Annotated in this window: 28 protein-coding genes; 5 read left to right on the forward strand and 23 right to left on the reverse strand. The window is 40.6% G+C overall.

The genetic code is table 11. The annotated features are described in order from the left end of the window. Positions 1–198: 198 nt before the first annotated feature. The 14 genes from AB2B50_RS04555 to tsaB form a co-directional block, all read right to left on the reverse strand. Positions 199–891, reverse strand: coding sequence for a methionine ABC transporter permease (locus AB2B50_RS04555; protein ID WP_049495467.1), 693 nt, complete (start codon positions 889–891; stop codon positions 199–201). Position 892: 1 nt separating this feature from the next. Then, positions 893–1,954, reverse strand: coding sequence for a methionine ABC transporter ATP-binding protein (locus tag AB2B50_RS04560; RefSeq protein WP_320692657.1), 1,062 nt, complete (start codon positions 1,952–1,954; stop codon positions 893–895). Continuing rightward, positions 1,947–3,320, reverse strand: a complete 1,374-nt coding sequence (locus AB2B50_RS04565) for a M20 family metallopeptidase (RefSeq protein ID WP_320692658.1) — start codon at positions 3,318–3,320, stop codon at positions 1,947–1,949. The genes AB2B50_RS04560 and AB2B50_RS04565 overlap by 8 nt, the downstream gene beginning before the upstream one ends. A 122-nt stretch (positions 3,321–3,442) precedes the next feature. Continuing rightward, the gene (locus tag AB2B50_RS04570) at positions 3,443–4,297 is read right to left on the reverse strand and encodes a MetQ/NlpA family ABC transporter substrate-binding protein (protein WP_000694516.1); all 855 of its coding nucleotides are present in this window, start codon (positions 4,295–4,297) and stop codon (positions 3,443–3,445) included. Positions 4,298–4,450: 153 nt separating this feature from the next. Beyond that, the gene (locus AB2B50_RS04575; RefSeq protein ID WP_049502808.1) at positions 4,451–5,293 is read right to left on the reverse strand and encodes an amino acid ABC transporter substrate-binding protein; all 843 of its coding nucleotides are present in this window, start codon (positions 5,291–5,293) and stop codon (positions 4,451–4,453) included. A gap of 103 nt (positions 5,294–5,396) precedes the next feature. Further along, positions 5,397–5,720, reverse strand: a complete 324-nt coding sequence (locus AB2B50_RS04580) for an AzlD domain-containing protein (RefSeq protein WP_045762538.1) — start codon at positions 5,718–5,720, stop codon at positions 5,397–5,399. Continuing rightward, the gene (locus AB2B50_RS04585; protein WP_320692659.1) at positions 5,710–6,405 is read right to left on the reverse strand and encodes an AzlC family ABC transporter permease; all 696 of its coding nucleotides are present in this window, start codon (positions 6,403–6,405) and stop codon (positions 5,710–5,712) included. Before AB2B50_RS04585 ends, AB2B50_RS04580 begins: the two co-directional genes overlap by 11 nt. 117 nt (positions 6,406–6,522) lie before the next feature. Beyond that, positions 6,523–7,134, reverse strand: coding sequence for a hypothetical protein (locus tag AB2B50_RS04590; protein WP_320692660.1), 612 nt, complete (start codon positions 7,132–7,134; stop codon positions 6,523–6,525). 189 nt (positions 7,135–7,323) lie between these two features. Further along, positions 7,324–8,001, reverse strand: coding sequence for a CPBP family intramembrane glutamic endopeptidase (locus AB2B50_RS04595; RefSeq protein WP_320692661.1), 678 nt, complete (start codon positions 7,999–8,001; stop codon positions 7,324–7,326). 124 nt (positions 8,002–8,125) lie between these two features. Then, complete coding sequence (locus AB2B50_RS04600) at positions 8,126–8,794, reverse strand: CPBP family intramembrane glutamic endopeptidase (RefSeq protein WP_320692662.1); 669 nt, start codon at positions 8,792–8,794, stop codon at positions 8,126–8,128. A gap of 115 nt (positions 8,795–8,909) precedes the next feature. Then, a complete protein-coding gene (locus AB2B50_RS04605; RefSeq protein ID WP_320692663.1) occupies positions 8,910–9,773 on the reverse strand; it encodes an XRE/MutR family transcriptional regulator in 864 nt (287 codons plus the stop codon). A 110-nt stretch (positions 9,774–9,883) separates the two neighbouring features. Further along, a complete protein-coding gene (gene tsaD, locus AB2B50_RS04610) occupies positions 9,884–10,894 on the reverse strand; it encodes a tRNA (adenosine(37)-N6)-threonylcarbamoyltransferase complex transferase subunit TsaD (protein WP_320692664.1) in 1,011 nt (336 codons plus the stop codon). Further along, positions 10,884–11,321: a ribosomal protein S18-alanine N-acetyltransferase gene (rimI, locus tag AB2B50_RS04615; protein WP_320692665.1), complete on the reverse strand. Its 438-nt coding sequence runs from the start codon at positions 11,319–11,321 to the stop codon at positions 10,884–10,886. Before rimI ends, tsaD begins: the two co-directional genes overlap by 11 nt. Continuing rightward, the gene (gene tsaB / locus AB2B50_RS04620; protein ID WP_320692666.1) at positions 11,318–12,001 is read right to left on the reverse strand and encodes a tRNA (adenosine(37)-N6)-threonylcarbamoyltransferase complex dimerization subunit type 1 TsaB; all 684 of its coding nucleotides are present in this window, start codon (positions 11,999–12,001) and stop codon (positions 11,318–11,320) included. Before tsaB ends, rimI begins: the two co-directional genes overlap by 4 nt. Before the next feature lie 172 nt (positions 12,002–12,173). Here tsaB and cibA point away from each other — a divergent pair, with 172 nt between their 5' ends. Together cibA and cibB are read left to right on the forward strand one after the other, a co-directional pair. Then, a complete protein-coding gene (cibA, locus tag AB2B50_RS04625; RefSeq protein ID WP_045762528.1) occupies positions 12,174–12,356 on the forward strand; it encodes a fratricide two-peptide bacteriocin subunit CibA in 183 nt (60 codons plus the stop codon). Between the two features lies 1 nt (position 12,357). Continuing rightward, positions 12,358–12,501 (forward strand): fratricide two-peptide bacteriocin subunit CibB, encoded by a 144-nt coding sequence (gene cibB, locus AB2B50_RS04630; protein WP_320692667.1) that lies wholly within the window; start codon positions 12,358–12,360, stop codon positions 12,499–12,501. A gap of 369 nt (positions 12,502–12,870) precedes the next feature. Here cibB and AB2B50_RS04635 read toward each other — a convergent pair whose 3' ends face one another. Then, positions 12,871–13,077, reverse strand: a complete 207-nt coding sequence (locus tag AB2B50_RS04635) for a hypothetical protein (RefSeq protein ID WP_320692668.1) — start codon at positions 13,075–13,077, stop codon at positions 12,871–12,873. 418 nt (positions 13,078–13,495) lie between these two features. Between AB2B50_RS04635 and AB2B50_RS04640 the strand changes: the two genes are divergently transcribed. Continuing rightward, positions 13,496–13,729 (forward strand): DNA-dependent RNA polymerase subunit epsilon, encoded by a 234-nt coding sequence (locus tag AB2B50_RS04640; RefSeq protein WP_000639568.1) that lies wholly within the window; start codon positions 13,496–13,498, stop codon positions 13,727–13,729. A gap of 1 nt (position 13,730) precedes the next feature. After that, positions 13,731–15,410 carry a ribonuclease J1 gene (gene rnjA / locus AB2B50_RS04645; protein WP_000331998.1) on the forward strand — a complete coding sequence of 560 codons (1,680 nt, stop codon included), beginning with the start codon at positions 13,731–13,733 and terminating at the stop codon, positions 15,408–15,410. Positions 15,411–15,451: 41 nt separating this feature from the next. On the opposite strand, the gene AB2B50_RS04650 is transcribed toward rnjA, so the two are convergent. The 8 genes from AB2B50_RS04650 to AB2B50_RS04685 form a co-directional block, all read right to left on the reverse strand. Continuing rightward, on the reverse strand, positions 15,452–16,489 hold the full coding sequence (locus AB2B50_RS04650; protein ID WP_320692669.1) for an aldose epimerase family protein: 1,038 nt from the start codon (positions 16,487–16,489) through the stop codon (positions 15,452–15,454). A gap of 146 nt (positions 16,490–16,635) precedes the next feature. After that, positions 16,636–17,631, reverse strand: a complete 996-nt coding sequence (gene lacD / locus AB2B50_RS04655; protein ID WP_320693293.1) for a tagatose-bisphosphate aldolase — start codon at positions 17,629–17,631, stop codon at positions 16,636–16,638. Positions 17,632–17,641: 10 nt separating this feature from the next. After that, positions 17,642–18,808, reverse strand: coding sequence for an SIS domain-containing protein (locus AB2B50_RS04660; protein WP_320693224.1), 1,167 nt, complete (start codon positions 18,806–18,808; stop codon positions 17,642–17,644). Between the two features lie 118 nt (positions 18,809–18,926). Then, positions 18,927–19,334 carry a PTS sugar transporter subunit IIA gene (locus AB2B50_RS04665; RefSeq protein WP_320693223.1) on the reverse strand — a complete coding sequence of 136 codons (408 nt, stop codon included), beginning with the start codon at positions 19,332–19,334 and terminating at the stop codon, positions 18,927–18,929. 3 nt (positions 19,335–19,337) lie between these two features. Then, positions 19,338–20,159 carry a PTS system mannose/fructose/sorbose family transporter subunit IID gene (locus tag AB2B50_RS04670; protein WP_000185292.1) on the reverse strand — a complete coding sequence of 274 codons (822 nt, stop codon included), beginning with the start codon at positions 20,157–20,159 and terminating at the stop codon, positions 19,338–19,340. Continuing rightward, positions 20,146–21,051, reverse strand: a complete 906-nt coding sequence (locus AB2B50_RS04675; RefSeq protein ID WP_000616985.1) for a PTS mannose/fructose/sorbose/N-acetylgalactosamine transporter subunit IIC — start codon at positions 21,049–21,051, stop codon at positions 20,146–20,148. Before AB2B50_RS04675 ends, AB2B50_RS04670 begins: the two co-directional genes overlap by 14 nt. Before the next feature lie 26 nt (positions 21,052–21,077). Beyond that, positions 21,078–21,554 (reverse strand): PTS sugar transporter subunit IIB, encoded by a 477-nt coding sequence (locus tag AB2B50_RS04680; RefSeq protein WP_000156977.1) that lies wholly within the window; start codon positions 21,552–21,554, stop codon positions 21,078–21,080. Next, on the reverse strand, positions 21,551–23,338 hold the full coding sequence (locus AB2B50_RS04685; RefSeq protein ID WP_049503180.1) for a glycoside hydrolase family 35 protein: 1,788 nt from the start codon (positions 23,336–23,338) through the stop codon (positions 21,551–21,553). Before AB2B50_RS04685 ends, AB2B50_RS04680 begins: the two co-directional genes overlap by 4 nt. A gap of 324 nt (positions 23,339–23,662) precedes the next feature. Here AB2B50_RS04685 and AB2B50_RS04690 point away from each other — a divergent pair, with 324 nt between their 5' ends. Beyond that, positions 23,663–24,379: a GntR family transcriptional regulator gene (locus AB2B50_RS04690; protein WP_320693222.1), complete on the forward strand. Its 717-nt coding sequence runs from the start codon at positions 23,663–23,665 to the stop codon at positions 24,377–24,379. Positions 24,380–24,409: the final 30 nt, after the last annotated feature.

The following is a 24,409-nucleotide window of genomic DNA, read 5'->3' on the forward strand; positions in this document are numbered from 1 at the left end:
TCAAGGCACAGCTTTGAGGTTGTAGATAAGACTGACGAAGTCAGTCACATATATAATCTAAGGCGACGTTGACGTGGTTTGAATTTGATTTTCGAAGAGTAATAAGAGTTTTTTTATTTTCTCTAATAATAGAAAAAGATTGAAGAAAATTGTCCACAACGAACTTTTTCTTCAATCTGAGAGCCAGCTGGCTCTTTTTTATTTATGACTTAATTTCTTGGTCAAGAAGTCTCCCAAGAACTGAATTGTAAAGATAATCAAAATGATAATAATGGTTGCCAAAATGGTCACATCGTGATTATAGCGGTTAAATCCATAAGCGATGGCTACGTTACCAATACCACCTGCTCCGACCGCTCCCGCCATGGCTGTTTCACCAACAAGGGAAATCAAGGTCACAGTTGTCACGCGGATCAAGTCTGGAAGTCCTTCTGATAGGTAAACACCCACGATATCCCAGAAGGTCGCTCCACTAGCTTGAGCTGCCTCAATGACACCACCATCTAGCTCAGCCAATACCACCTGTACTTGACGGGCAAAGAAGGCAAAGACTGCAAAAGATAGCGGTACGATAGCCGCATTTGGACCAATGCTTGTTCCTACGATTAGATGAGAGAAGGGTGACAAGACTGCCAAGAGAATGATAAATGGTACCGCACGGAAAATAGAGGTAATCTTATCCAAAATCCAGAAAACAACTTTATTTTCCAAGACACCACCTGGAGCTGTCAAGACAAGGAAAAGCCCTGCAACCAGTCCTAGGAAACCTCCGATGATAAAGGAAAGAACCGTCATATAAAGAGTCAAGTAGATAGCTGTTCCCCAGCCAGCTTGACCAGACCAACCCATCTTGTAGACGTTTGGTAAGTATGCTTTAATCAATTCTGCCATCTTACTGTCCTCCCTTCAATACTTTTAGTTGCACACCTGCCTGACGGATGGCCTCTTGAGCGCTTGCCAAGGCTTCTTTTTCCCCTGACAAGACAACCACAAGCTCACCAACAGGAGTACCATCCAAAATTTCGATGTTTCCATAGAGAATATTGGCTGTTACTTGGTAGTGCTTATACAATTCATTTAAAAGTGGCTCATCTGTAGAAGCTCCTGCATACTTGAGTTGTACCAAAATACTATTGTCAGATAAGTGCTCTACGATTTCTTGTTTCTCAATCTTGACCATAGCTTCGTCAATACCTGTGGCTGTTGAGATGAAGTCTTGAGTCAATGGTTGCTTAGGATCTGAGAAGATTTCAAGAACGCTACCTTCTTCAATCAAGCGACCGTCTTGCATAACGGCTACACGGTTAGCAATGTCTTTGACAATCTGCATTTCATGCGTAATCAAGACAACAGTCAAGCCTAATTTTTGGTTCAAATCTTGCAGCAAGGCTAAGATTTGCTTGGTTGTCTTAGGGTCAAGGGCAGAAGTTGATTCATCTGAAATCAAGATTTTTGGATCATTTGCCAAGGCACGCGCAATAGCCACACGTTGTTTTTGACCTCCAGAAAGCTGTGAAGGGTAGTTTTCGGCACGGTCCGCAAGACCAACCAAGTCAAGCAGTTTAGCTACTTTAGCCTTCTTTTCTTCCTTGCTGAGACCAGAGTGCTTGAGGGCAAAGGCTACATTCTCCTCTGCCGTCTTCTGACTCATCAGGTTAAAATGCTGGAAAATCATCCCGATATCCTGACGTTTACGACGCAACTGCTCGGCCGTCAAGGTCACCTTGCCATCAAAAATCACATCGTCGTCAATGGTAATTTTGCCTGCAGATGGCTTTTGTAAGAGGTTAATAACACGAACTAGGGTTGATTTCCCTGCTCCAGAATATCCAACGATTCCGTAGATATCCCCTTCTTGAATGTGAATAGTCACATCCTTGACCGCTGTAATGGTTCTTTTCTTTTGGTGAAACGTCACATCGATCTGATCTAACTTAATAATATCTCTACTCATAGCTTCTAATCAGCTCCTCTACTAATTCAATATGGGTATAATAATCGGCGATTCGCACATTTTCATCTCCACCATGGTCTCGGCTATTAGCATTTCCAAGCCCAAAGGCAACCATGGGTACTTCTAAGGCATCAAAGACCGTATGCATAGGTCCTGTCCCAGCTGTAGTCGGCAAGACTGAAACGCCCTGTGGATAGAATTTCTTGGCCAACTCGATCACATTGAGAATGGCTGGCGCACTCATATCGCTCCGATAACTCATCTCACCCAAGGTATAGTACAATTCTACCTTATCAAAGCCGTTTTTGTCTAGTTGTTTCCGGATTTTATCCAAAACATCATGTGGTTCCAAGCCTGGAACCAAGCGGACTTCTAGCTTGGCACTAGCCTCAGCCGGTAGAATCGTTTTAACTCCTTGCCCCTGATAACCAGACTGAATCCCTTCGATATTGAGTGCTGGTTCAAAGAAGAAACGCTTTAGAAAGGCTGTACGTTCCTCTTGTAAAAGTGGCAATTCCAAGCCATAAATCTGGCTGATTTCCTCTGGATTGCGTTGAGCATAGGTTTCAACCAAGGCTAACTCTCGTTCATTAGGCTCTTGAACCTCATCGTACAAGCCCTCAACTAAAATACGTCCATCTGCAGCTCGCAAACTAGTCAAGGCTTGAATCAGATACCAAGGCGCTGACTCTACAATACCGCCATAGCTAGAGTGGATATCCACATCGGCACTCTTGACCTTGGCATCAAAAGTCACAATTCCTTTGTTCCCACCAGAGATTTCTAGCTGTTCCAAGGCATTTTTGGTTCCTTGTTCCCAGACCAATAAATCTGCACCACGAAGCTTGTCCGCATGTTTTTCTAGATATTTGTCCAAGTCCATAGAGGCAGATTCCTCTGCGCCTTCCATGATGAAACTGATATTGACTGGTAGATCATCATGATGCTGCATGTATTTTCTAAGAGCACTCAAGCGGGCAGTGATATGTCCCTTGTCATCATCAACCCCGCGTCCATACATGATGCCATCACGGACAGAAAGCGTAAATGGATCCTCTGTCCAGACTTGGTCGCCATCCGCAGGTACTGTGTCATAGTGGTTGTAGAAAATGATAGTCTTGGCATTTGGGCGTGAACTTTTAAAATGCGCCATGACAAAGGGTGCCGTATAACTCTCATCAATCTCGACCTCTGCACCTACACGCTTGAAGATCTCGCCTAGATAACGAGCCACTTCTTTCAAGCCGACTTGTTGGGCAAAGACTGATTTTTTAGAAATCAAGGTCCGCAAAACTTCAAAGTAATGTTGCGCCACATGATCCTTTTCAAACTTTTCAATTTGTTCTTCTTGGCTAGGGAAAACCATTTTCTCTCTACCTTTCTACTAGGACTTGTACCTTTGGAATCAATACAAGTGGATGTTCCTTTTCTTTAGTCTCTATATAAAAGCAAGAGGTGGAAAAAATCTCTCCCACCTCCCTGTGTTTATTACCAAACTGGTTGATCCAAGCCGTCTGAAGTTTCTTCGATGACTTTTTTCACTTCGTCAGTGTGGTAAGCTGCGATAATTTTCTTGATTGCATCAGCTTTAGGTGATGATTCCCAATCTTTTTTCGCAACGATGATGTTGTACCATTGTTTTGAGTTTTCGTCAGCTTGCTCTTTAAAGAGTGCTTTCTTGTAGTCCAATTTTGCTTCTGTAACAAAAGTGTTGTTTACAACTGCTGCATCAACTGAAGTCAATGAACGAGCTGTTTGGCTAGCGTCCAACTCAGTGATTTTCAAGTTCTTTGGATTTTCTTTGATGTTTGCGATTGTAGCAAGTTCAGTTCCTGAAACATCCAATTTAATCAAACCTGCTGATTGAAGAAGGTAAAGGGCACGGCTTTCGTTAGTAGCATCGTTTGGAATAGCAATTTCACCGTTGTTTGGGATTTCTTCCACTTTAGTGTACTTGTTTTCTTCCCCGTTTTTACCTGAGTAAAGGCGGATTGGTGAGATATAAGTATCTGCAATCGCTACAAGGTCTTTACCGTTTTCTTTGTTCCAGTTGTTCAAGAAGTTGTAGTGTTGGAAAGCGTTCAAGTCTACTTCACCATCAGCAGTTGCTTTATTTGGTTGTGAGTAGTCTGTAAACTCTGTGAATTCCAATTTAATTCCGTCTTTTTCAACCAATTCTTGGACTTTGTCCCAGCGTGCTTCTTCTGAACCGCTACGGTTAACAGTCGCAATTTTAACTGTAGTTGTGTTGTCTGCTTTCTTGTCTGAATTTCCGCAAGCTGCAAGTGCAAGGCCTGCTACTGTAGCGATAGCTGCTACGCCTAACCATTTTTTAATTTTCATGATTCGTTCTCCTTTAAAAATAATACTGTAATAGTATCTCACACTTTATTTGATTTCGCAAATTGTTAATAGATAGGAAGACCTATAGTTTGAAACTATATACCTACAGAATGGAAAATCATCCATCTACCAGAGAATGGATGATTTAAAAATTTATTTAATATCAGCTTCTGCTGGCAGATAAGAACCGCCAAAGAACTGTTGAGATAGCTTTTCAAGGGTTCCATCTTTATATAATTCTTGGATGCGTTTGTCCACAAATGCCTTCAACTCATCTTGACCTTTGGCAAGAAGTGGGTATACGTAAGGTTGTTGGTCGCTTGGAAGTTCGATAACTTTCAAGTTATCCAAACCTTGGTCCTTGATGACTGTTTCAACACCGATTTTATCAAAAATCTTGTAGTCAAATCGGCCATCACTCAAACGTACCATGATTTGTTGGAAGTCCCCTTTAACGTAGTTAAGGATAGTTGGGTTATCTGAGTGTTGTTTGTTGTAGTCTTCTAGCTGTTTAGCAGATGTTGTTCCTTGAACAACTTCAGTAGATTTTCCACCGATATCATCAAACGATTTGATGCTAGAGTCATCTTTTTTCACTACAAGAACGTTAGGGTTTTTAGCAGTTGGAGCTGCATAAAGGTATTTTTCAGCACGTTCTTTAGTGTAGCTGATGTTGCTAACAGCCATTTGGTAACGATCAGCATCAAGTCCTGCAAAAACACCTGACCACTCTGTCTTCTCAAACTTGACAGTATACTTGTCAGAATCTTTAAAGATAGCGCGAACCACTTCAATCTCGTAACCAGTCAATTCGCCATTTTCTTCATAGTTGAATGGTTTTGGTGTAGCATTGGTTACAACGATAATTTCTTTTTTACTAGATGTTGCTTCACCAGATGCAGCATCTTTCTTTTCACCGCCTGAGCAAGCTACCAATACACCTGCGGCTACAAGCCCTAGAGCAGCAAGTGATGAATATTTAACGATTTTTTTCATGATATTTCCTCCAAAATAGAATACAATCTTATCTTAACAGAAAAAAAGGAATTACGCTATTATATGATTTCTATATTTGTGATAGGTTTTCTTTATGGCTGATTTAAAAGACCAAACGTAGAACTGCTATCAAGACCACCCCAAAGAGAACAGTTCCCACCAGATTGCGGTAACGAAAGGCTACAAAAGCCGTTGGAAAGACTGCTAAAAAGTCTAACCACTTTATCTGCGGAAGGCTTCCAACTTTTCCTGTCACCACACTTGAAAGAATCAAGGCAAAGATAATAGAAACTGGTAGAAATTTCAAAAAGCGCTCTACGATAGGCGGCAAACCCTTGTACTTGGCTAGGATAAAAGGAATCATTCTTGGAATCCAAGTCACCAAGCCAGAAAAGACAATTGCTAATAAAATATACTTACTGACCATCCAAGACCACCCCCATGGTACAACCTAGCAAGGTCGCAAACAGAACAGCTAATGACTGAGACACCACCGTCAAGAGCAAAAAGAAAGATACAGCTACAACTGCTAAAATTATGAAGAGATTGCGCAAAGGAATCCGTTTTTGCATAATCTGAAACTGGGAAGTAAAAATCCCAATAAACATCCCCACTAGGGCAAAATCTAAGCCAAAAATTTCTGGATTTGGTAGAAGTCCACCTAGAACAGTTCCGACAACAGTTCCGACAAACCAAGCCACATAGCTGTTAAGGTTGTTCCCGTGCATCCACATAGGATTGACCTTATCCGTATGCACCAACTCGCCCATCAAAACGCCATAGGTCTCATCGGTCAAGAGGCTAGACATACCGATGTTTTGCCAAAGACTGGTATGGCGAAAATAGGTCGATGCATGCAAACTGAGCAAGAAGAGACGCAGATTAATCAAAAAGACCGTCATGGCAATAGCAGCTACTGGAGCTTGAACTGCAATCAAAGCCATCATGGCAAACTGAGCGCTCCCAGCATAAACAAAGAGACTCATCAGACCCATTTCTAGTGGTGTCACATAGGGCGAACCGATAATGCCACAGGCAAGGCCGATGCTAACATAGCCCAGAGCCGTCGGCACCGCAGCCTGCACACCCTCCCAAAATCCTTTTTCTTTCATAGACTTCCTCACTAATCATTCCTTCAGCAACTGTTTTCCAAACAGTCACAGCAAACATTATTATAACATATTCGTAAAATAGAAAAAAGTTTAGAGTTTTAAGCTAGTAAAAAGTACTCATCCAGGATACATGCGAAATTGATCCACTCGAATAGGATATTTGTCAACTTCAGGTTTTTCAACATATTCATTTTCTATCGGGTAAACATCAACCCAGAGTTCTTCTCTCTGCCCTTTCAACTTAACCTTAAATCGATAACCAACATCATCACCTGCCAAGGCATCAACTTTCAAGGATTGAAAGTTTGGTAGAGCTTCGATTTCTGCTTTTATGTCTTGAGTCATGTGATAAAATATTTCTTTCTGTTGAACTTTAGAAGGCATCGGAAAATAAATCGTCGCTTCTTGTAAACGATGCGATTTTGAAAAAGCGAAGGTTGCTCGACCGCTATAATTCTTCCAATTAACCTTGTCATAATTATAAAAAAGGCGACCTGTTTTATAGAGATAAGGGTCTTCTGCATGCCAAGTATCTCGATAGCCAGTTGCTGTTTCTTCTACTACTTCATTTGGTTCTCCAAACGCTTCTTCAAAAGACTTCGTAGACATATAAAATGAAAGATACTCAAACACGACCAGTTGCGTCTTGGAAAAAGTCTGACAAGCTGTTAGAAACAGGAGGAAAGTTCCAAGTGCAAGCAGACTACTAATTAATCTTGTAAATTTCATATTTCTACTATACAAAAAAACTCTAGAATTGACAATTTTTGACGAATTTGATTCTCTATTGATTTTTAAAAATTAAATTCTTGAATTTTAAATCCACAAGGTATTGCGTAAAATTCACCTTCAGACATTAGCATTAAAGAAAAAGACTGGAAACCAGTCTCATGATACAACTTATAAACTATTTTAGATTTAATACCCAAACACCAATAAACTAACAATAAGCAAGAAGGTATTCCATGAAGCATGTAAAGCTATGGTCCAATAAATAGAGCGTGTACAGCGAAACATCATGCAAAATATCAAGCCCATTACAAAGTAGAGTATGAAATCTGTCGTTATCCAACCATGCTGTAAAACATGCATAGCGCCAAATATGCCAGCAGAAACAAGAACATCAATATAGTAGTTTTTAAATTTAGACAAGCTTGTCATCAAAAAACCACGACACACTATTTCTTCTGCTATAGGTGCAATAAGGCTACCGTAAAGCACTCGCGTAATAAAATAGCTAATTCCTGTCAAACTGGTGGCTACTTCCACTACTGTACTTCCATTTTGCGTACGAGGAAAGATACGAGTTGCTAGATTTACCCACACAAATAATAAGAAAAAAGAAAGAAAGAAGACACCTAGGTAAGACCAACGAAACTGGAAACGACCATACTCTTTCCAATGTTCACTTTTGACAAAAATAATTGTAGATACAGTTCCCAGGATAAGTACGAATAAAACCTGAAACACATAGTAGATCTCATCAGACAAAGCTACAGTAAAATCTAAGTCTGGTATGACATTAAAAATGAGGTAATAGGTCAAAAGCAACAAGCCAGTTGCTAGGTGAAATTTCATTTCTTTCATTTTCTTCATTTAATCAACTCCTATAGTATCCTACCTTCTACGACGGCTAAACAATCCATCTACTATTTCTCCACCCCAAGCAAAAGCACCACGATGAGGACTCAAGCCCTTGGTTTAGGTTTTTGAAAATCCTCTAAAACAGCAAAGGGAGTATATGACCAATACCGTTATAGACTATATGCAGTCCAATAGGCCAATAAATAGACTTTGTTGCTCTAAACAAGAGTGCAAATATGAGTCCACCGCCCATATATACGAAAAAGTCTGTCAAGACCCAACCATAATCACTGATATGCAAAATTCCAAATAAAGCAGCCGAACCAAGTACGTCCAGTCCCCATTTTTTTCCTTTTTCCAGAGCTGTCATCACCAATCCACGATAAATCATCTCTTCAAAAATGGGACCTGCAATCACAGGATAGAAAAAATACATCAAAAATGCCGTAGCGCCTGTAAAAGTCGGAGCAGCGAGTTGGTAAGCAAGTCCATTTTGGGTAGGTGGGAATAGGAAAAATTTAATAAAATTCCAAATAAATAAAGCAAGAAAAGCTAAAAAGGAATAAAAAAAATATGACCATTTAAATTTTCTACTGTTGATTTGTTGCCATTTTCCTGCTCCTACCATAAAAATAAAAACAAGCAGAATCACAAGAAAGTTCAACATCATATCCGAAAAATAATAGCCAAATTTAGATAGACCAGCAGCAAATTCGCTGTATAAAACTAGACTACTGAACTCCTGGTAAACTATGACCAGTAGCATGGCTACAAAAAAGTAGTAGCGTGAGATGATCTTTTTCATTCTTTTTTCTCCTATACTATGGAATGAAGACAGTATAACACGAAAAATTCCATATTTTTAAAAATCGCATATTTGACATTTTTTCTGGTAGGAATTTCACATTTGCGATTTCTAACTAATCGATAAGTGCTTTGTATTGCTGTAAACGTAATTCAAAAAGTGCTGATAATTGTGGATTTTCTAATATTTGCAGAGATTGGATAAAGTGTTCAATCTCTTTTTGATTGCTTCCCTTGGTTTGAAGGAAAACACTCAATTTCTTTAAAAATTGCCATGATACTTTCTCAAAAACATCATACGGACGGAGCATACTCTCCAACTCGGACTCAAAGATTGGGATGTAAGAGAAAAGTTTGCGCTCCATAAGCTCTGAGATAATATTTAGAAAGCCACTTTTCATATATAGTCTATTGTGTGCCAATTCTTTAAATTCCTTGGATTTTTCGAGTAAGGAGGTTGATAAAAAGATCAAATCTTGATTGCTCAAAAAAGGCATGGTATTGCAAAAAATATAGAGTTCAAACCAGGTCCAAGACTCGATAGCATAGAGATAGGTGGTTAAAAACTCGCTATCCTCCTCTGCTAGTGGATAGCTTTTATCTAGTGAATGGATAGCATCTTTAATCACAATAGAGTTCAAACGACGATAGGTCTGTGCCATCTGTTCTTGCTCAACTTCTTTCAACAATTGCTCTAAGCCAGCTATATCTTGATGGGCAAAGCGATCCACAATCCTTCTACCAAATCGCATATGTGGAGATTCTTGGTAGTTGTTGAGCTTGTGCCCAAACTCATCAAAGGTCACATTTATCCCTTGGATAGCTAGAATCAGCTTATCCGCAGACAGCATGGACTGCCCTAACTCAAACTTGGATAGCTGAGAGGCTGTTAGTCCAGCACAAGCCACATCTGACTGCTTGAGCTTTCTTGCCAGGCGCAATTCCTTGTAAAATTCTCCTAATTCCTGTTTTTCAATCATGGCCAAACTCCCTTTTTCAGATTCCCTTTACTATTCTATTCGTAAAAACTTTTACTTTTTTAACATATTATAAAATATTTTAGCAAAAAAGCCAGCTTCAAGCTGACTCTTTATTCTAAAGTATCAAAAGCGAGACTTGGTTTGGCGTTTAACTCCAAGCCTGCAAAGTTTTCTTTGTTCCACTCGCTGACGCTGGCATAGGCAATCATACCTGCATTGTCTCCGCAGAGACGCAGAGGCGGAATGATGACCTTAACATCAGTGATTTCAGCTGCCAAGCGTTCTCTTAATCCTCTATTAGCTGCCACACCACCAGCCACAACTAGAGTTTTAACAGGATATTTCTCCAAGGCCTTCTTGGTTTTTGCCATGAGAATATCCATAACTGCTGCTTGGAAGGAAGCAGATAGATCTTCCTTGGATAAGCTTTCCCCCTTTTGCTCGGCATTATGGTGAAGATTGATAAAGGCAGACTTCAAACCTGAAAATGAAAACTCCAGATTATCTTCCTTAATCATAGCACGAGGGAAATCATAAATGTCCTGACCTTGATGGGCCAACTCGTCGATCTCACGACCTGCTGGATAGGTCAAACCCATAACACGGCCGACCTTATCATAGGCCTCGCCAACCGCATCATCTCGAGTTTCACCAACGATCTTGTAATCACCAGCCTCAGAAACATAGACCAACTCTGTGTGTCCACCACTAACCAATAGAGCTAGCAAGGGGAATTCCAAGGGCTCCACACTTTGAGCCGCCATGAGGTGCCCAGCCATGTGGTTAACGGGGATAAGCGGAAGTCCATGTGCCCAAGCAAAGGCCTTGGCAGCTGACAAACCAACTAGCAAGGCTCCGACCAAGCCTGGTCCATAAGTAACCGCAACAGCTGTTACATCTTCTTCTGTAATCCCTGCTTCTGCCAGCGCCTCCTCGATACAGGCTGTAATGACCTCGACATGGTGACGACTGGCTACTTCTGGCACTACGCCCCCAAAACGTTTGTGACTCTCAATTTGACTAGCAATGACATTGGACAAGAGCTCGTCGTCGTTTTTCAGTACGGCGACACTGGTCTCATCGCAAGATGTCTCAAATGCTAAAATATATCTATCCTTCATCTATTTCTCTCTTCATGATAATGGCGTCCTCGACTGGATCATGGTAATAGGCCTTTCGCTCAGCGATGACTGCCATTCTTTCTTTCTTATAAAATGCCTGTGCTCGTTGATTTGACTTTCTGACTTCGAGGAAAATCTCCTTATCTGTCGGTAATAGATCAAATAAGTCTGACGCAATTCCCTGACCTTGATAGGCTTTTTTGACAGCGATTTGCAAGACTTCTGCCTCAAAGTTATTTTCCTGAACAGCTAGAAATCCAATCACTTCTGCCCCGTCATATGCCAGAGCATACCAAGTCTGGTCTTGGGACAGGTCTGCTTGGATTTGTTTCAAAGTCCAAGGACTGACTGGATAAACATCTGCCATAACAGCATAGATGGATTGAGCCAAGTCAGGTTGCTGTTGGATTCGTTTGATTTCTATCATAGGCGTTTAATGTAGGACTCGCCAGACTCAGTGTGATTCTTGAGCCAGTTTTCCTCAGCTTCAACTCGTTTGAGGTAATTTGGCACAAAGTCGTGCAAGGAGTCTGCTTCCTTGTCCCAGGCCCAAAGAGCAAGATTAGCTGCATTTGGCAAGGTTTCCTGATAGTTAGCCTGTGGTAGTTGTTCTTGAATCTGCTCCACAAAGGCTCCCACTTCACCAACAAAAGTGACTTGTTCAGTATCTTTGACTTGCTCCAAAACTTCTGCAAAGGACAGATGTGCCTCTGGAAAGACAGGTTGAGCATTTTCATAAAATCCTGCATAAACATTGTTGCGACGCGCATCCATCAAAGGAACAACCAAACCTTCCTGCTGGCTTGGTACCAGAGCTAAAAGGCTGGACATGCCCACTAACTCAATGTTCAGGGTATGAGCCAAGGTCTTGGCAGTTGCTACCGCGATTCGCAAACCTGTGTAGCTACCTGGCCCCTCTGCTACAACGATTCGATCCAAATCTTTAGGCGTCAAATCTAGACTAGCCATCAAAAAATCAATGGCTGGCATAAGGGTAATACTGTGATTTTTTTTGATATTGATTGTCGTCTCGGCAAGAAGCTGCTTGTCCTCTAAAATAGCAAGAGAAAGAGCCTTGCTGGACGTATCAAAAGCTAATACTTTCATAACACATTCCTATCTTTTTGTCTGTTTACTATTATACTACAAAAGAAGGCGCATGGGAATTTTCTTTGTTTTGAAACAAAAATCATGGTGAAAAGAAATTTTCAAAAACATTGCAACTTTTTACCTTCATTTCCGAATATAAAAGTGAACAAGAAAAAAGGAGGAATGTTCAATGACAAATTTCGAAAATATTGACAATCAATTTGTATCGCTATCTGAAAATGAATTATCAGATATTGATGGTGGTCTAGCTCCCTTGGTTGTCTTTGGAGTAGCAGTATCTTGGAAAGCTATTGCTGGCGGAACAGCACTTGTAGGCTCTGGCTTAGCAGCTGGTTATTTTTTAGGAGGTTAGTATGAGTAAAGATTTAGACAAATATCGTGAAATTTCTAATAAAGAATTGCAAGAAATCAAGGGTGGTTTTGGTGTCGGTGTTGGTATAGCTTTATTTATGGCAGCTTACACCATTGGAAAAGATCTCCGTAAAAAGTTTGGATAAGTCATGCTAGATAAAAGACACATTTTTAGAAGGATGAATTTTATTTTCTTCATCTCTTACAGTTTGATCAGTATTCTCAACGATTTAAACATTACAACTATACCATTGCCAATTGATTTATCTGTTTGTATTGTTTTATTTTTATGCTTCAACTCTATTTTTGAACAGAACAATCACAACTGTAAAAATAGGGATAGGGCCTGAAAATATAACCTTTGTTTGAGGGAAAATTGGACACCGAATTTGAAAAATCCACCCTATCTTAATAGTTGGGATGGATTTTTTGTGTAGCTGAGTTCGCTATTTTTTTATAACCTATTTTAAAGATAGGCATTCGTTCAATCAGCAGATATAAATAAACAACTGAAGCTAAGCATTCAAACCAAAGTAAAATACAAGCCAGACCACATAGGTCACAAGAAGGAGGAAAATAGAATACAGTGTTACAAAGAGAATTTTCCAGTGTAAAGCTGTTTTTCTATGTTCCAGCCGAACAAATAGTAGATTGCCACCGTAAACACAAGCAACAAAAACAGCAAATATCAAGAGACGAATCGCGATAGCTAGTTGAAACATAGAGAGCCTCCTTTCTCCAATTCTAAAGGCAAATATTTCAAAATCATCATCTAACGAAAAGGAGCAAATAGCCTCAAAAGGAGCCCAAGCAGTTGTAGCAATATGCAGAATTTCCATCCAAATAGGTGAAACACAAAATCAAACATAGCTAGTCCTCCTTAATCAAGAAAAACCTCTTTTCTAACTTTATTATAGCACTTGCATCGGATGTCTTCAAATACTTATACAAGGTATAATGAAACCCATTTCAAGCTCCTTACTTTCATGTTTCCTGCTTTTACTAATTCCCCTTTTTATGTTATAATTGAGATAATTGTAACGAATCAAGGTCAATAAAGACAAAAAATGAACTGGAATCAAACCAGCTTCAAACTGAGCATTTTTGAATATAGCTGACCTGAAAGCAGAAAGGAAACATATGATTTACAAAGTTTTTTATCAAGAAACAAAAGACCGTAGCCCACGTCGTGAAACAACACGCTCACTATACTTAGACATCGATGCTAGTTCAGAACTTGAAGGACGTATCGCTGCTCGCCAACTTGTCGAAGAAAATCGTCCAGAATATAATATCGAGTATATCGAACTCTTGTCTGACAAATTGCTAGACTACGAAAAAGAAACTGGCGCATTCGAAATTACGGAGTTCTAATATGGCCTACACTCTTAAACCAGAAGAAGTTGGCGTTTTTGCCATTGGTGGTCTAGGAGAAATCGGAAAAAACACATATGGTATCGAATACCAAGACGAAATCATCATCGTTGATGCAGGGATTAAATTCCCTGAGGATGACCTACTTGGTATCGACTACGTTATCCCTGATTACTCTTATATTGTAGAAAATATCGACCGCGTCAAGGCTCTCTTGATTACACACGGACACGAGGACCATATCGGAGGGATTCCCTTCTTGCTCAAGCAAGCAAACATCCCTATCTATGCTGGTCCACTGGCCCTTGCCTTAATCCGTGGAAAACTCGAAGAGCATGGACTTTTGCGCAATGCTACACTTCACGAAATCAACCACAACACGGAGTTGACTTTTAAAAATCTTAAAGCAACTTTCTTTAGAACAACCCACTCGATTCCAGAGCCATTGGGAATCGTCATCCATACCCCTCAAGGGAAAATCGTTTGTACGGGAGACTTCAAGTTTGACTTTACACCAGTTGGGGAACCTGCAGACTTGCACCGTATGGCAGCCCTAGGTGAAGATGGAGTGCTTTGCTTACTCTCTGACTCGACCAATGCTGAAGTACCAACCTTTACAAACTCTGAAAAGGTTGTCGGCCAGTCGATTATGAAGATTATCCAAGGTATCGAAGGACGTATCATCTTTGCATCCTTTGCCTCAAATATCTTCCGTCTCCAGCAAGCAACGGAAGCTGCCGTTAAGACAGGGCGTAAGATTGCTGTCTTTGGACGCTCTATGGAAAAGGCCATTGTCAACGGGATTGAGCTTGGTTACATCAAGGCTCCTAAGGGAACTTTCATCGAGCCAAATGAAATCAAAGACTATCCTGCGGGTGAGATTCTTATCCTCTGTACGGGAAGTCAGGGTGAGCCTATGGCCGCTCTCTCTCGTATCGCTAACGGAACTCACCGTCAAGTGCAACTCCAACCTGGCGATACTGTCATCTTCTCATCTAGCCCAATTCCAGGAAACACCACTAGCGTCAACAAATTGATTAACATCATTTCTGAAGCTGGGGTTGAAGTTATCCATGGTAAAATTAACAACATCCATACTTCTGGACACGGTGGTCAGCAAGAGCAAAAACTCATGCTCCGCTTGATTAAGCCAAAATACTTCATGCCTGTTCACGGTGAATACCGCATGCAGAAAGTCCACGCTGGACTTGCCGTAGATACTGGCGTAGAGAAGGACAATATCTTTATCATGAGTAATGGTGATGTGCTTGCCCTCACTGCAAACTCTGCCCGTATCGCAGGCCACTTCAATGCCCAAGACATCTACGTCGATGGAAATCGTATCGGTGAAATCGGTGCAGCTGTGCTTAAAGATCGTCGCGATCTATCTGAAGATGGTGTCGTACTTGCTGTCGCAACCGTTGACTTCAAGTCTCAGATGATCCTATCTGGACCAGATATTCTCAGCCGTGGATTTGTCTACATGCGCGAATCTGGTGACTTGATTCGTCAAAGCCAACGCATCCTTTTCAATGCTATTCGTATCGCTTTGAAAAACAAAGATGCCAGCATCCAATCTGTCAATGGCGCCATAGTAAATGCCATTCGACCATTCCTTTACGAAAATACTGAACGTGAACCAATCATCATTCCGATGATTCTCACACCAGATGAAGAATAAGAAAAAATTCTCTGAAATCCTATGACTTCAGAGAATTTTTGTTATTTCACGATAAGCTCATAACGAGTTTTGCTGGTGAAAGTTTCACCTGCTTTGAGAATGACTTGATCTTTAAGGTCACTATGAATAGCATCTGGTAAAGCTTGCGCTTCTAGAGCAATTCCATTGTGCTGAATCATTGGCTGACCAGCAATGATGACACTCTCGTCCACAAAGTTTGCTGTGTAGACCACAAAGCAAGGAGCCTCTGTCTTGAAGAGCAAGAAGCGACCTGAACCTTGGTCATAGAGGAATCCAGCATTGTCATGTCTTGCAGGAAGAGCAAATGGATGGTCCAAACCAGATACGAGTTGGATTTGCTCATCTTCTTCTGCAAAGATATCCTTCAACAAAGCACCATTGTAGATATGTTTGATCACATCACGGTTAGCATCTGGGGTTTTAGCTGGAACACCATCAGGAGCGATTGGGTAAATACCTTCAGTATTCAGTTGGAATACATGACGGTCAACTGTCTGCGTGAAATCAGCAGATAAGTTAAAGTAGCTATGGTTAGTTGGATTGACCAAGGTATCCTGGTCTGTCGTTACCTTGTAACTAACTTCGTAGGCACCACTTTCTTCCAAGTTGTAGCTAATCCAGATCTTAAGATTTCCAGGGAAACCTCCAGTCCCGTCTGCTCTTTCTGTGTAAAGAGTCAAACCATGATCATTCACTTCGACTAGCTCAAACAAGCTAGAATCCCAACCAGTTGAGCCACTGTGGTTACAGTTGCTAGCATTGTTGACTTCGAGTTCATAGGTCTTCCCATTGAGTTCAAATGTCGCACCTGCAATACGACCTGCAACTGGACCTACACTTGCTCCATGTTTAGGGCTATTTCCCACATAGCTTTCGAAATCGTCAAAACCTAGAATAACATTGGCAAAATTGCCAGTCTTATCTGGAGTTACATAGCGTAAAATTGTTGCTCCATAGGTCATGATTTCCAGTTGGTAGCCTGCCTCCGTTTCAAAACGGTAAGCGAGGACATCCTTGCCATCTACTTTTCCAAATACACGTTCTGTGTATGCTTTCATCCTTCTCTCCTTTTTCTATTTCAATTAAGTAAACAAACCATAGAAAGCGCATTCACTCTCTATGGTTTTATTTTATGATTTACAGACATCTTTGTCAAGAAACCATAGATATTTTATTAACAAAAGTTGTTCCTTCTATTTCTATCCTATGCTTCTACACGTTCAGTCCATGAAGTAGCTGTTGTTTGAAGAACTTTATTGAGTTCATCAATGTTTTCAAATCCAGTTGTACGAAGCCATTCGCGAGCTGCTGCTTCTCCATCTTTGATGTAAGCTTCAACAGATCCAGCCCATGTTGCACGTCCACAAAGAACACCATTGAAGTTTGCACCTGATTCGTGGGCAAAGACAAGTGTCTCTTGGAAGAGTTTAGCGGATACACCTGCACTCAAGTAGATGTATGGCAAGTTAGTAGCTTCGTCTTGGGCTTTGAAGAAAGCTGCTGCTTCTTCACGTGTATGAACGATTTCTCCATCGCCAAAGCCTTCAACGTATTTCACGTTAACTGGAACTTCCACTTTCAAGACATCGATGTTAAAGCGTGGATCTGAGAAGACTTTCATAGCTCCGATAACCTTATGTGGTTTCACTTTAGCATATTCTGCAGAACCTGCATCAGCAATTTTTTCATCGTAAGCAAGAATTTCAAGGAAGAATGGAATATCTTCCGCCACACACTCAGAACCGATACGTTCGATGTAGGCTTGTTTTTGTTGGTTGAGTTCGTCAGAGCTCTCTACGTCATAGTAAAGCAAGAACTTAACAGCATCTGCCCCTTGTTCTTTGATACGTTTTGCAGACCAAACATCCAAGCAGTCTGGCAAACGTTTTGTGCTTGTTGTGTCGTATCCTGTTTTTTCATAAGCAAGGAGCAGACCAGCATTTGGATCAAGAGCTTTTGTAGCTGGAAGACCATATTCAGGGTCAAGAAGCATAGATGAAGCGTATTTAGTCAATTCATCTGCTACCAAGACTTTAAGTTCTTCCATTTGAGCTACCGTTGGCTCCTCTGTTTGGTATTGAGCCATAAGGCGTTTCAAAGCACCACGTTGGTCAAAAGCAAGAGCTGAGATGATACCATTTTCATCTGAGAGTTTTTGCATGCAAGCAAGTTTATTTGGGCTTAATGTTAATTTACTCATAGATTCTTCCTTATTTTTCAAACTCGTGAATAATGACACCTTGAACGACACGGTTCACTGTACCTGTAGGTGATGGTGTATCTGGTCTGTTACCAACTTTAAGCGAAGTCAAGAGGGCAAATAACTGACCATACACAATGTAAGGGAAGACACGGTAAACATCATTTAAAACGCCACCGCAGCCAAGCGCTACTTCCTTAACATTTTCAAGTCCAAAGGCCTGATCGCTCAAAAGAACAACACGACGAGCAATTTTGTCACCTGCAACTTCACGAACCAAGTCCAAGTCGTACTTACGAGTATAGTCTGTTGTCGTACCAAATACCAAAACGACAGTATCTTCGTTAATCAGAGATTTTGGACCGTGACGGAAGCCAACTGGGCTTTCATACATAGTCGCTACTTGACCGGCAGTCAATTCCAAAATTTTAAGCTGGGCTTCGTGAGCGAGTCCGAAGAATGGGCCTGCACCTAGGTAAATCACTCGGTTAAAGTCTAGGTCTACCAACTCTTTGACATCTGCCACATTATCAAGGACTTTACGAGCTAAACTAGATAGCACTTCAAAACGTTCAGCTTTAACAGCAAATTCTGTTGGATCAAATACCAAGAGTGCTGTCAACATCATTGAAGTGAAGCTTGAAGTCATAGCAAAGCCAGCATCGTTAGACGCAGCTGGTTGTAGCAACAAGAGGTTGCGGTCATCACCATGCGCTTGGAGAGCCAATTTCCCTTCAGCCGCACATGTGATTGTTACTTGATAAAGTTCATCAACCAAAGCCTTGGCCAAGTCAACTGTTGCCACACTCTCAGGTGAGTTCCCGCTACGAGCGAATGATACCAAAACAGTTGCTACATCTTTTTTCAAATAGGTTTGTGGATTGGCAACAATATCTGTTGTCGCAATAGCATTAAAATTCCATTTACGTTCATCATAAACTTCCTTGAAGTAAGGAACGAGAGTATCACCTACATAAGCAGAAGTTCCAGCACCAGTCAGGATAACCTTGATGTAGTCATGTTTGTCAGCAATTCCTTGTAAAAAGGCTGCAATTTCATCACGTCGTGCTTGATAAGCTTCAAAAGCTTCCTTCCAAACGTCCGGTTGTTGGTAAATTTCGCGAGTTGTGATTTCTGCCCCCAACTCAAGCAATTCTTCTTTTGTATAATCTAGCATTGAGTCCCTCTAATCTATTATTATATTGTTTTCTATTTAAAATATGGGAATGGGAGTAAGCCCCATTCCCATTTATATTCTATGAAATATGTTCTAACAGTATTTCTGTTATTACACCTTATTCATCTTCATCGTCATCGTCGAAACCAGCCAATAAATCATTAACTTTGACAATGCTTTCTGAAGCACGACTCTTATAATCTGCATCAGCGCCGGTTAGGCTCGCATTGATAAACTCAATAACCATTGGAAGATTCATTCCTGCGTAAAGTTCGATGTCACGACCTTCCATAATCAGACGGCTCACCACGTTACATGGTGTTCCACCAAGGAGGTCAGCAAAGACTAGGAAATCATCCAAACCTTCGACAGCAGCTTCAAATTTCGCAGTGAAATCTTCTGGTCCATCTTCTGGAAGAAGAGCTACCGCATGAATGTTGTCTTGTGGACCCATAATCATTTCTGTGCTACCTTTAAGTTCTTCACAGAAACGTCCATGGCTCACTAAAATCAATGATTTACTCATAAATTATGCGCCCATTCCAAGTAAGAATTTACCGATGAATGAAAGTCCAACAGCAAGAGCAATGATAATACCGATTGCTTTAGTTGAGTTCATACCTTTCTTACCAAGCAACCAGAAGATGAATGCTGTGAAGATTGCTGGAAGCAAGCGTGGGAAGATTGAGTTCAAGATATCTTGGAAGTCAATCATTTTCTCACCGATTGGCAATTTGTATGAAATTTCAAAGTTGATCATTGTTGCTACAAGAGCACCCATCATGAATACACCAAGAACAGATGCAGCTTCAATCAAAGCTGTCAAAGTGCTTTGCATGTTGTTGATAAGGTTAACCCCTTCTTTGTAGGCAAATTCCAATTGTTTCCAACGGAAGATGTCATACGCTACTGCAACTGCGATCCAAAGGAAGATACCCCAAGGTTGACCAGCGATAGCCATTGTTGCAGCGATAGATCCCATGATAGCAGGTACAAGTGAACCAAAGATAGTATCTCCAAGAGGAGCGAATGGTCCCATCAAACCTGTCTTGATACCGTTAACCGCATCTTTTGAGCCAACGCCATCTTTTTCTTCCATAGCAAGGTCAAAACCAGCGATGATTGTGTGGAAGAATGGTGAAGTGTTGAAGAATTGAGTATGAACTTTCATCATTTCTTTCAACTCAGGAGTTCCATCTCCATACATTTTACGCAATTGTGGCAAGATCATGTAAAGGTAACCTGATGCTTGCATACGCTCGTAGTTCCATCCCAATTGGAAAGTGAACAAGCTACGTTTGTTAATTTGATTAAAATCTTCTTTTGTTAATTTGTAATTAGAATTCGTCATCTTCAATTTCCCCACTTTCTGATGGTGTAGAAGGTGCTGCTACAGCAACTTTTTGGCTGTTCTTGAAGTGAACAACTGCAAGGAAGATACCCACGATAGAGATACCGATCATAGACAATCCTTTGAAGTTGTTTGCAAAGCCAATTTTTTCAGCAACGTCAGCAGGAAGAGTGCCAATGATACCAGCAACTGCTCCACCAAGACCTGTTACGTATGAGTAAAGTACAGTCAACATAGCTGTCAAACCGAATCCCATAGCAAGGTAGTGAAGGTTACGTTTAACTGGAAGGTAACGAAGCAAGATAGCGAATCCAAGACCTGGAAGCATACGACCTGCAAGAGTCAAACCGTCTGCAACCCATTGGTATTCTTTAACAAGGTTTACAACACCTTGTACGAATTCTCCACCAAAAGCAAGGGCGAAGAATACTGGAAGGGCACGAGAAGCAGCCCATGGAAGCGCACCAAGAAGGTAGTTACGTTCGATAGCTTTATAGTCAAAGCGTTCGATCGCAGCATCAATACGGTGTGCGAAGAATGTAGTAGTCATACGACCAAGTACGTCGAAGTAAGTCAAAAGTGCCGCTACTGGTACAGCGATTGTAGTGATCGCAAGATCTGTTTCGATACCTTGTGAAACTGAGAAAGCTGTCGCAAGAACCGCACCAGAAGTTGCGTCGATACGAGAAGCACCACCGAAGGTACCTACCCCAAGGACAAACAACTGCAAGCTACCACCGATAAACAAACCAGTTGTCAAATCTCCCATGATCAAACCAGTAATGAAACCAGCGAATACAGGGGAACCTGCAGAAGAAACGATCGTCAACTCATCACAGATTTGATAAGCTGAGTACAGAGTGAGAAGTAAAATTTGCCACCATTGTATCATAACAATGACCTCCTAAAAATTTTTTCCTATTTTAATAAGCTCAAAAAGTCTGAAACTGGATCATTTGGAACCATTTGAGCAGTAAGTTTAACACCTTTTTCCGCCAATTTGTGGAAATCTTCTACGTCTTTATCTACAACGTTGATTGAACGTGTAATAGAACGTGTTTCTGGTGTTTGAGACATATTACCAACATTGACTGCTTCAAGCGGTACCCCTGCTTCCACTAATCCAAGGAAGCGGTCTGGTTTACGAGCAACGATAAACAAACGTTGGCTATCATATTTTCCAGCAAGGATATTGGCTGCAGCTTTTTCAACTGGCAAAATACTAAGTTTTACACCTGGTGGTGTTGCAAGTTTCAATCCGCTCTTTTCAACATCGTTGTTAACAACTTCATTGTCAACGACCATGATACGTGAAACATTCAGTTTAGCAGACCAAAGGTTTGCTACTTGTCCGTGGATCAAACGTCCATCAATACGGCATCCTACAATTGTCATAAATTTTCCCCCTTTATATGTTTTAGTGTAGGTTTACGAGTTAAGTGTATGTGATCTCTATATTCCCCTTCAGTTTCAAAGATAATGATGCGGTTAGCACCTTCCTTGAGATAGCTGTGCGGAATATAAAGCGATAAGGTTGGACCAACATTCCAGAAACGTCCGAGATGATGGCCATTGACATAGGCAATCCCTTTACCAAACTCAGATAGTTCTAAGTAGGTGTCCTTCGGAGCCTCAACTTCAAAGTCATAGGCGTAAAAGGCAGGTTGTCCTTCTGTCCATCCTTTTGAGAAATCAATCTTTTCAGGATTATCTAGTGGAAGCGAATAGTGTTCCCAGTTCAGCATGAAGTGTAGGTCTTTGCAGACACCTGTACGAATCCCTTTTCGTTGTGTATCTGCTAGGAACTTATGCCCGTAATTGACACGCCCCATATTTTCTACCAGGACATCAAAACGAGAGAGCGCTTTCTTTTCTCCTTGATAGAAGATGTCCTCACCAATTTCTGTCTGGTACTGAGTTGTAACCCATTTACCATCTACAAATAGCTGAGCTCTGTCTCGACCGTCAATGATACGGATACGTTCTTCTTCTGCATCCCAACTAGCTTCTGTACGATAGAGTAGATAACCGTAGCTTTGTCCCAACTCTTCCATTTTCTTAGGATAGAGACTTTCAGTTGGACTTGTTAGGCTATCCAAGGTTTCAAATAGAGAAACTTTCTCAACCAGTGGAATGTTTTCAACTTCCATGCTCTCTTTGTAAAGTGGTTCTAATTGTGGATACTCAGGATAGTAAGTCGCCATCATTTCCTTAACTGCCATGTATTTAGCAGTTGGATTGCCAGCTTCATTAAGGAGAGCGTCATAATCATAAGATGTTACTTGTGGTAAATCAATAGTTCCTCGAGCTGAACAACCATTCATAAAACCAAAGTTGGTTCCACCGTGGAACATGTAAAGGTTGATAGAGCCTTGCTCTAGTACCTCATGTACGGCTTCCGCTAACTCCTCTGGCTCACGCGTGATGACTGGTTCTTTCCATCGATTAAACCATCCATCCCAGAATTCCATACACATGAGTGGCCATTTCTTGTCATACTCATCAAAGAACTCTTGCATTTGCGAGAAGTTAAAGTTTGCTTTTGAACCAAAGTTCCCTGTCACAAAGAGATCATCTTCAATCAAGGTACCAGCTTTCAGAGTTGCTCGCCATGGACCATCAGATGTAAAGAGCGGACAAGTCACTGAACGTTCTTCCATCAATCGACGAATCTCACGCAAGTAGGTTTTGTCCTCACCGTATGAACCGTACTCATTTTCAACCTGCATCATGAGGATGTTACCACCATTATCCAACAATCTTGGAACAAGACGTGGAAGTAAATGATCATAGTAGCGTCCTACCATTTCTATAAAGGCTGGATCAGAGGAACGGATTCGCATGTCTTTATTTAAAAGCCATGCTGGTAAACCACCGAATTCCCACTCTGCACAGATAAAGGGAGATGGCCGAACAATAGCATACAAGCCTAAGTCCTGAGCTGTCTGAAGAAATTTTTCAATATCAAGATTGCCTTCAAAATTGAAGTTTCCTTCAGTTGGCTCATGTAAATTCCAAGCGACATATGTTTCAACAGTGTTAAAACCTAAAGCCTTGAGATTGTACAATGAATGATACCAGTCTTCTTCAGGAATTCTAAAATAATGAATGGCACCAGATAAAATTTTGAATGGTTCCCCATCTAGGTAAAAATCATCCTCAATTTTAAACCTTGTCATTTTACCACCCCATACTTTTTCGTTTGCGCTTTCATTTGTTGTTATATTAAATGATAAACTAATGAATCCATCTTGTCAATAGATTTTTCGAAAATTATTTAAAATTTTTCTTTTTTTTACTGAATTGTTTTCTAAAATTCTTGTAAAAAAATTTTTTCTTAAATATTTTCGATCTAGATAGCATAAATGTATGAGTTTTTAACCGTAAATAATATGTAAGTCAATCACTTAGAATATTATTTTATTTTTTTACATTATTTACTATCATTTTCAAACTATTTATGGTAAAATCGAAGATGGAGAAGGAAAAAATGAGGTGAAAATATGGCAATTCCAAAGTATCAATATATCAAAGATGAATTGAAAAACAAAATCATTTCAGGTCAATTTGCAAGTGGCGACAAGTTCTTCACTGAAGCAGAATTGATTGCAATGTATGACGTAAGTTCGATCACTGTTGTTCGCGCCTTAAACGACCTTGCTAAAGACGGTTATATTGTCCGCCAACAAGGAAAGGGAACCTTTGTGGCTCGCGCTCGCAAGCACAAACTCGTAGAATTTTCTGATGTAGAAATTTTTGAAACCAAGGACGATAAAGTCACTGTTCTTTCCATTGAACGCGGTAACGATCTTAACTACTTAGAAAAATTGGGATTGCGTGGCGATCAATTTTATTACAAAATCGAACGTATCCGTGAATCTAACGGTGTTACTTATATCTACCACACATCTTATATCCCTGAACAATACATCAATGCAAACTATCCAAATCTTGAATACTATAGTTCTATCTATAATCGTTTCAAATTGGACTACCACATTCACATGAATGACGAGCATTTTGAAGAAATCAATGAAATTGTATTTCCAACTCCAGAACATGCTGCTTCTATCCTAGGAATCGACTCTCAGTTCCCAACTGTTCTCCAAACCAAGACAACTAAACTTGAGTCAACTGGCCAAGTATTGGAATACATTGAAACTTACAAACGTTCTGATTTCTATAAGATTAAATTTATCTCATGTGGTCGCGATCACTGAACATTAAAAAGTCTGAGGCAATCGTTTCAG

Source organism: Streptococcus fermentans, from assembly GCF_040888305.1.
In the GTDB taxonomy this organism is placed as follows: domain Bacteria; phylum Bacillota; class Bacilli; order Lactobacillales; family Streptococcaceae; genus Streptococcus; species Streptococcus fermentans.

Bases quoted from the DNA above. Each gene is read 5' to 3' on its own strand.
- AB2B50_RS04565 (WP_320692658.1), bottom strand. From the start codon at position 3,320: ATGGTTTTCCCTAGCCAAGAAGAACAAATTGAAAAGTTTGAAAAGGAT.
- AB2B50_RS04590 (WP_320692660.1), bottom strand. From the start codon at position 7,134: ATGAAATTTACAAGATTAATTAGTAGTCTGCTTGCACTTGGAACTTTC.
- AB2B50_RS04690 (WP_320693222.1), top strand. From the start codon at position 23,663: ATGGCAATTCCAAAGTATCAATATATCAAAGATGAATTGAAAAACAAA.
- AB2B50_RS04605 (WP_320692663.1), bottom strand. From the start codon at position 9,773: ATGATTGAAAAACAGGAATTAGGAGAATTTTACAAGGAATTGCGCCTG.
- AB2B50_RS04675 (WP_000616985.1), bottom strand. From the start codon at position 21,051: ATGATACAATGGTGGCAAATTTTACTTCTCACTCTGTACTCAGCTTAT.
- AB2B50_RS04575 (WP_049502808.1), bottom strand. From the start codon at position 5,293: ATGAAAAAAATCGTTAAATATTCATCACTTGCTGCTCTAGGGCTTGTA.
- AB2B50_RS04560 (WP_320692657.1), bottom strand. From the start codon at position 1,954: ATGAGTAGAGATATTATTAAGTTAGATCAGATCGATGTGACGTTTCAC.
- AB2B50_RS04635 (WP_320692668.1), bottom strand. From the start codon at position 13,077: ATGTTTCAACTAGCTATCGCGATTCGTCTCTTGATATTTGCTGTTTTT.
- AB2B50_RS04670 (WP_000185292.1), bottom strand. From the start codon at position 20,159: ATGACGAATTCTAATTACAAATTAACAAAAGAAGATTTTAATCAAATT.
- tsaD (WP_320692664.1), bottom strand. From the start codon at position 10,894: ATGAAGGATAGATATATTTTAGCATTTGAGACATCTTGCGATGAGACC.
- AB2B50_RS04555 (WP_049495467.1), bottom strand. From the start codon at position 891: ATGGCAGAATTGATTAAAGCATACTTACCAAACGTCTACAAGATGGGT.
- lacD (WP_320693293.1), bottom strand. From the start codon at position 17,631: ATGAGTAAATTAACATTAAGCCCAAATAAACTTGCTTGCATGCAAAAA.
- AB2B50_RS04570 (WP_000694516.1), bottom strand. From the start codon at position 4,297: ATGAAAATTAAAAAATGGTTAGGCGTAGCAGCTATCGCTACAGTAGCA.
- AB2B50_RS04580 (WP_045762538.1), bottom strand. From the start codon at position 5,720: ATGGTCAGTAAGTATATTTTATTAGCAATTGTCTTTTCTGGCTTGGTG.
- cibA (WP_045762528.1), top strand. From the start codon at position 12,174: ATGACAAATTTCGAAAATATTGACAATCAATTTGTATCGCTATCTGAA.
- AB2B50_RS04640 (WP_000639568.1), top strand. From the start codon at position 13,496: ATGATTTACAAAGTTTTTTATCAAGAAACAAAAGACCGTAGCCCACGT.
- AB2B50_RS04680 (WP_000156977.1), bottom strand. From the start codon at position 21,554: ATGACAATTGTAGGATGCCGTATTGATGGACGTTTGATCCACGGACAA.
- cibB (WP_320692667.1), top strand. From the start codon at position 12,358: ATGAGTAAAGATTTAGACAAATATCGTGAAATTTCTAATAAAGAATTG.
- AB2B50_RS04595 (WP_320692661.1), bottom strand. From the start codon at position 8,001: ATGAAGAAAATGAAAGAAATGAAATTTCACCTAGCAACTGGCTTGTTG.
- AB2B50_RS04665 (WP_320693223.1), bottom strand. From the start codon at position 19,334: ATGAGTAAATCATTGATTTTAGTGAGCCATGGACGTTTCTGTGAAGAA.
- AB2B50_RS04650 (WP_320692669.1), bottom strand. From the start codon at position 16,489: ATGAAAGCATACACAGAACGTGTATTTGGAAAAGTAGATGGCAAGGAT.
- AB2B50_RS04600 (WP_320692662.1), bottom strand. From the start codon at position 8,794: ATGAAAAAGATCATCTCACGCTACTACTTTTTTGTAGCCATGCTACTG.
- tsaB (WP_320692666.1), bottom strand. From the start codon at position 12,001: ATGAAAGTATTAGCTTTTGATACGTCCAGCAAGGCTCTTTCTCTTGCT.
- rnjA (WP_000331998.1), top strand. From the start codon at position 13,731: ATGGCCTACACTCTTAAACCAGAAGAAGTTGGCGTTTTTGCCATTGGT.
- AB2B50_RS04585 (WP_320692659.1), bottom strand. From the start codon at position 6,405: ATGAAAGAAAAAGGATTTTGGGAGGGTGTGCAGGCTGCGGTGCCGACG.
- rimI (WP_320692665.1), bottom strand. From the start codon at position 11,321: ATGATAGAAATCAAACGAATCCAACAGCAACCTGACTTGGCTCAATCC.
- AB2B50_RS04660 (WP_320693224.1), bottom strand. From the start codon at position 18,808: ATGCTAGATTATACAAAAGAAGAATTGCTTGAGTTGGGGGCAGAAATC.
- AB2B50_RS04685 (WP_049503180.1), bottom strand. From the start codon at position 23,338: ATGACAAGGTTTAAAATTGAGGATGATTTTTACCTAGATGGGGAACCA.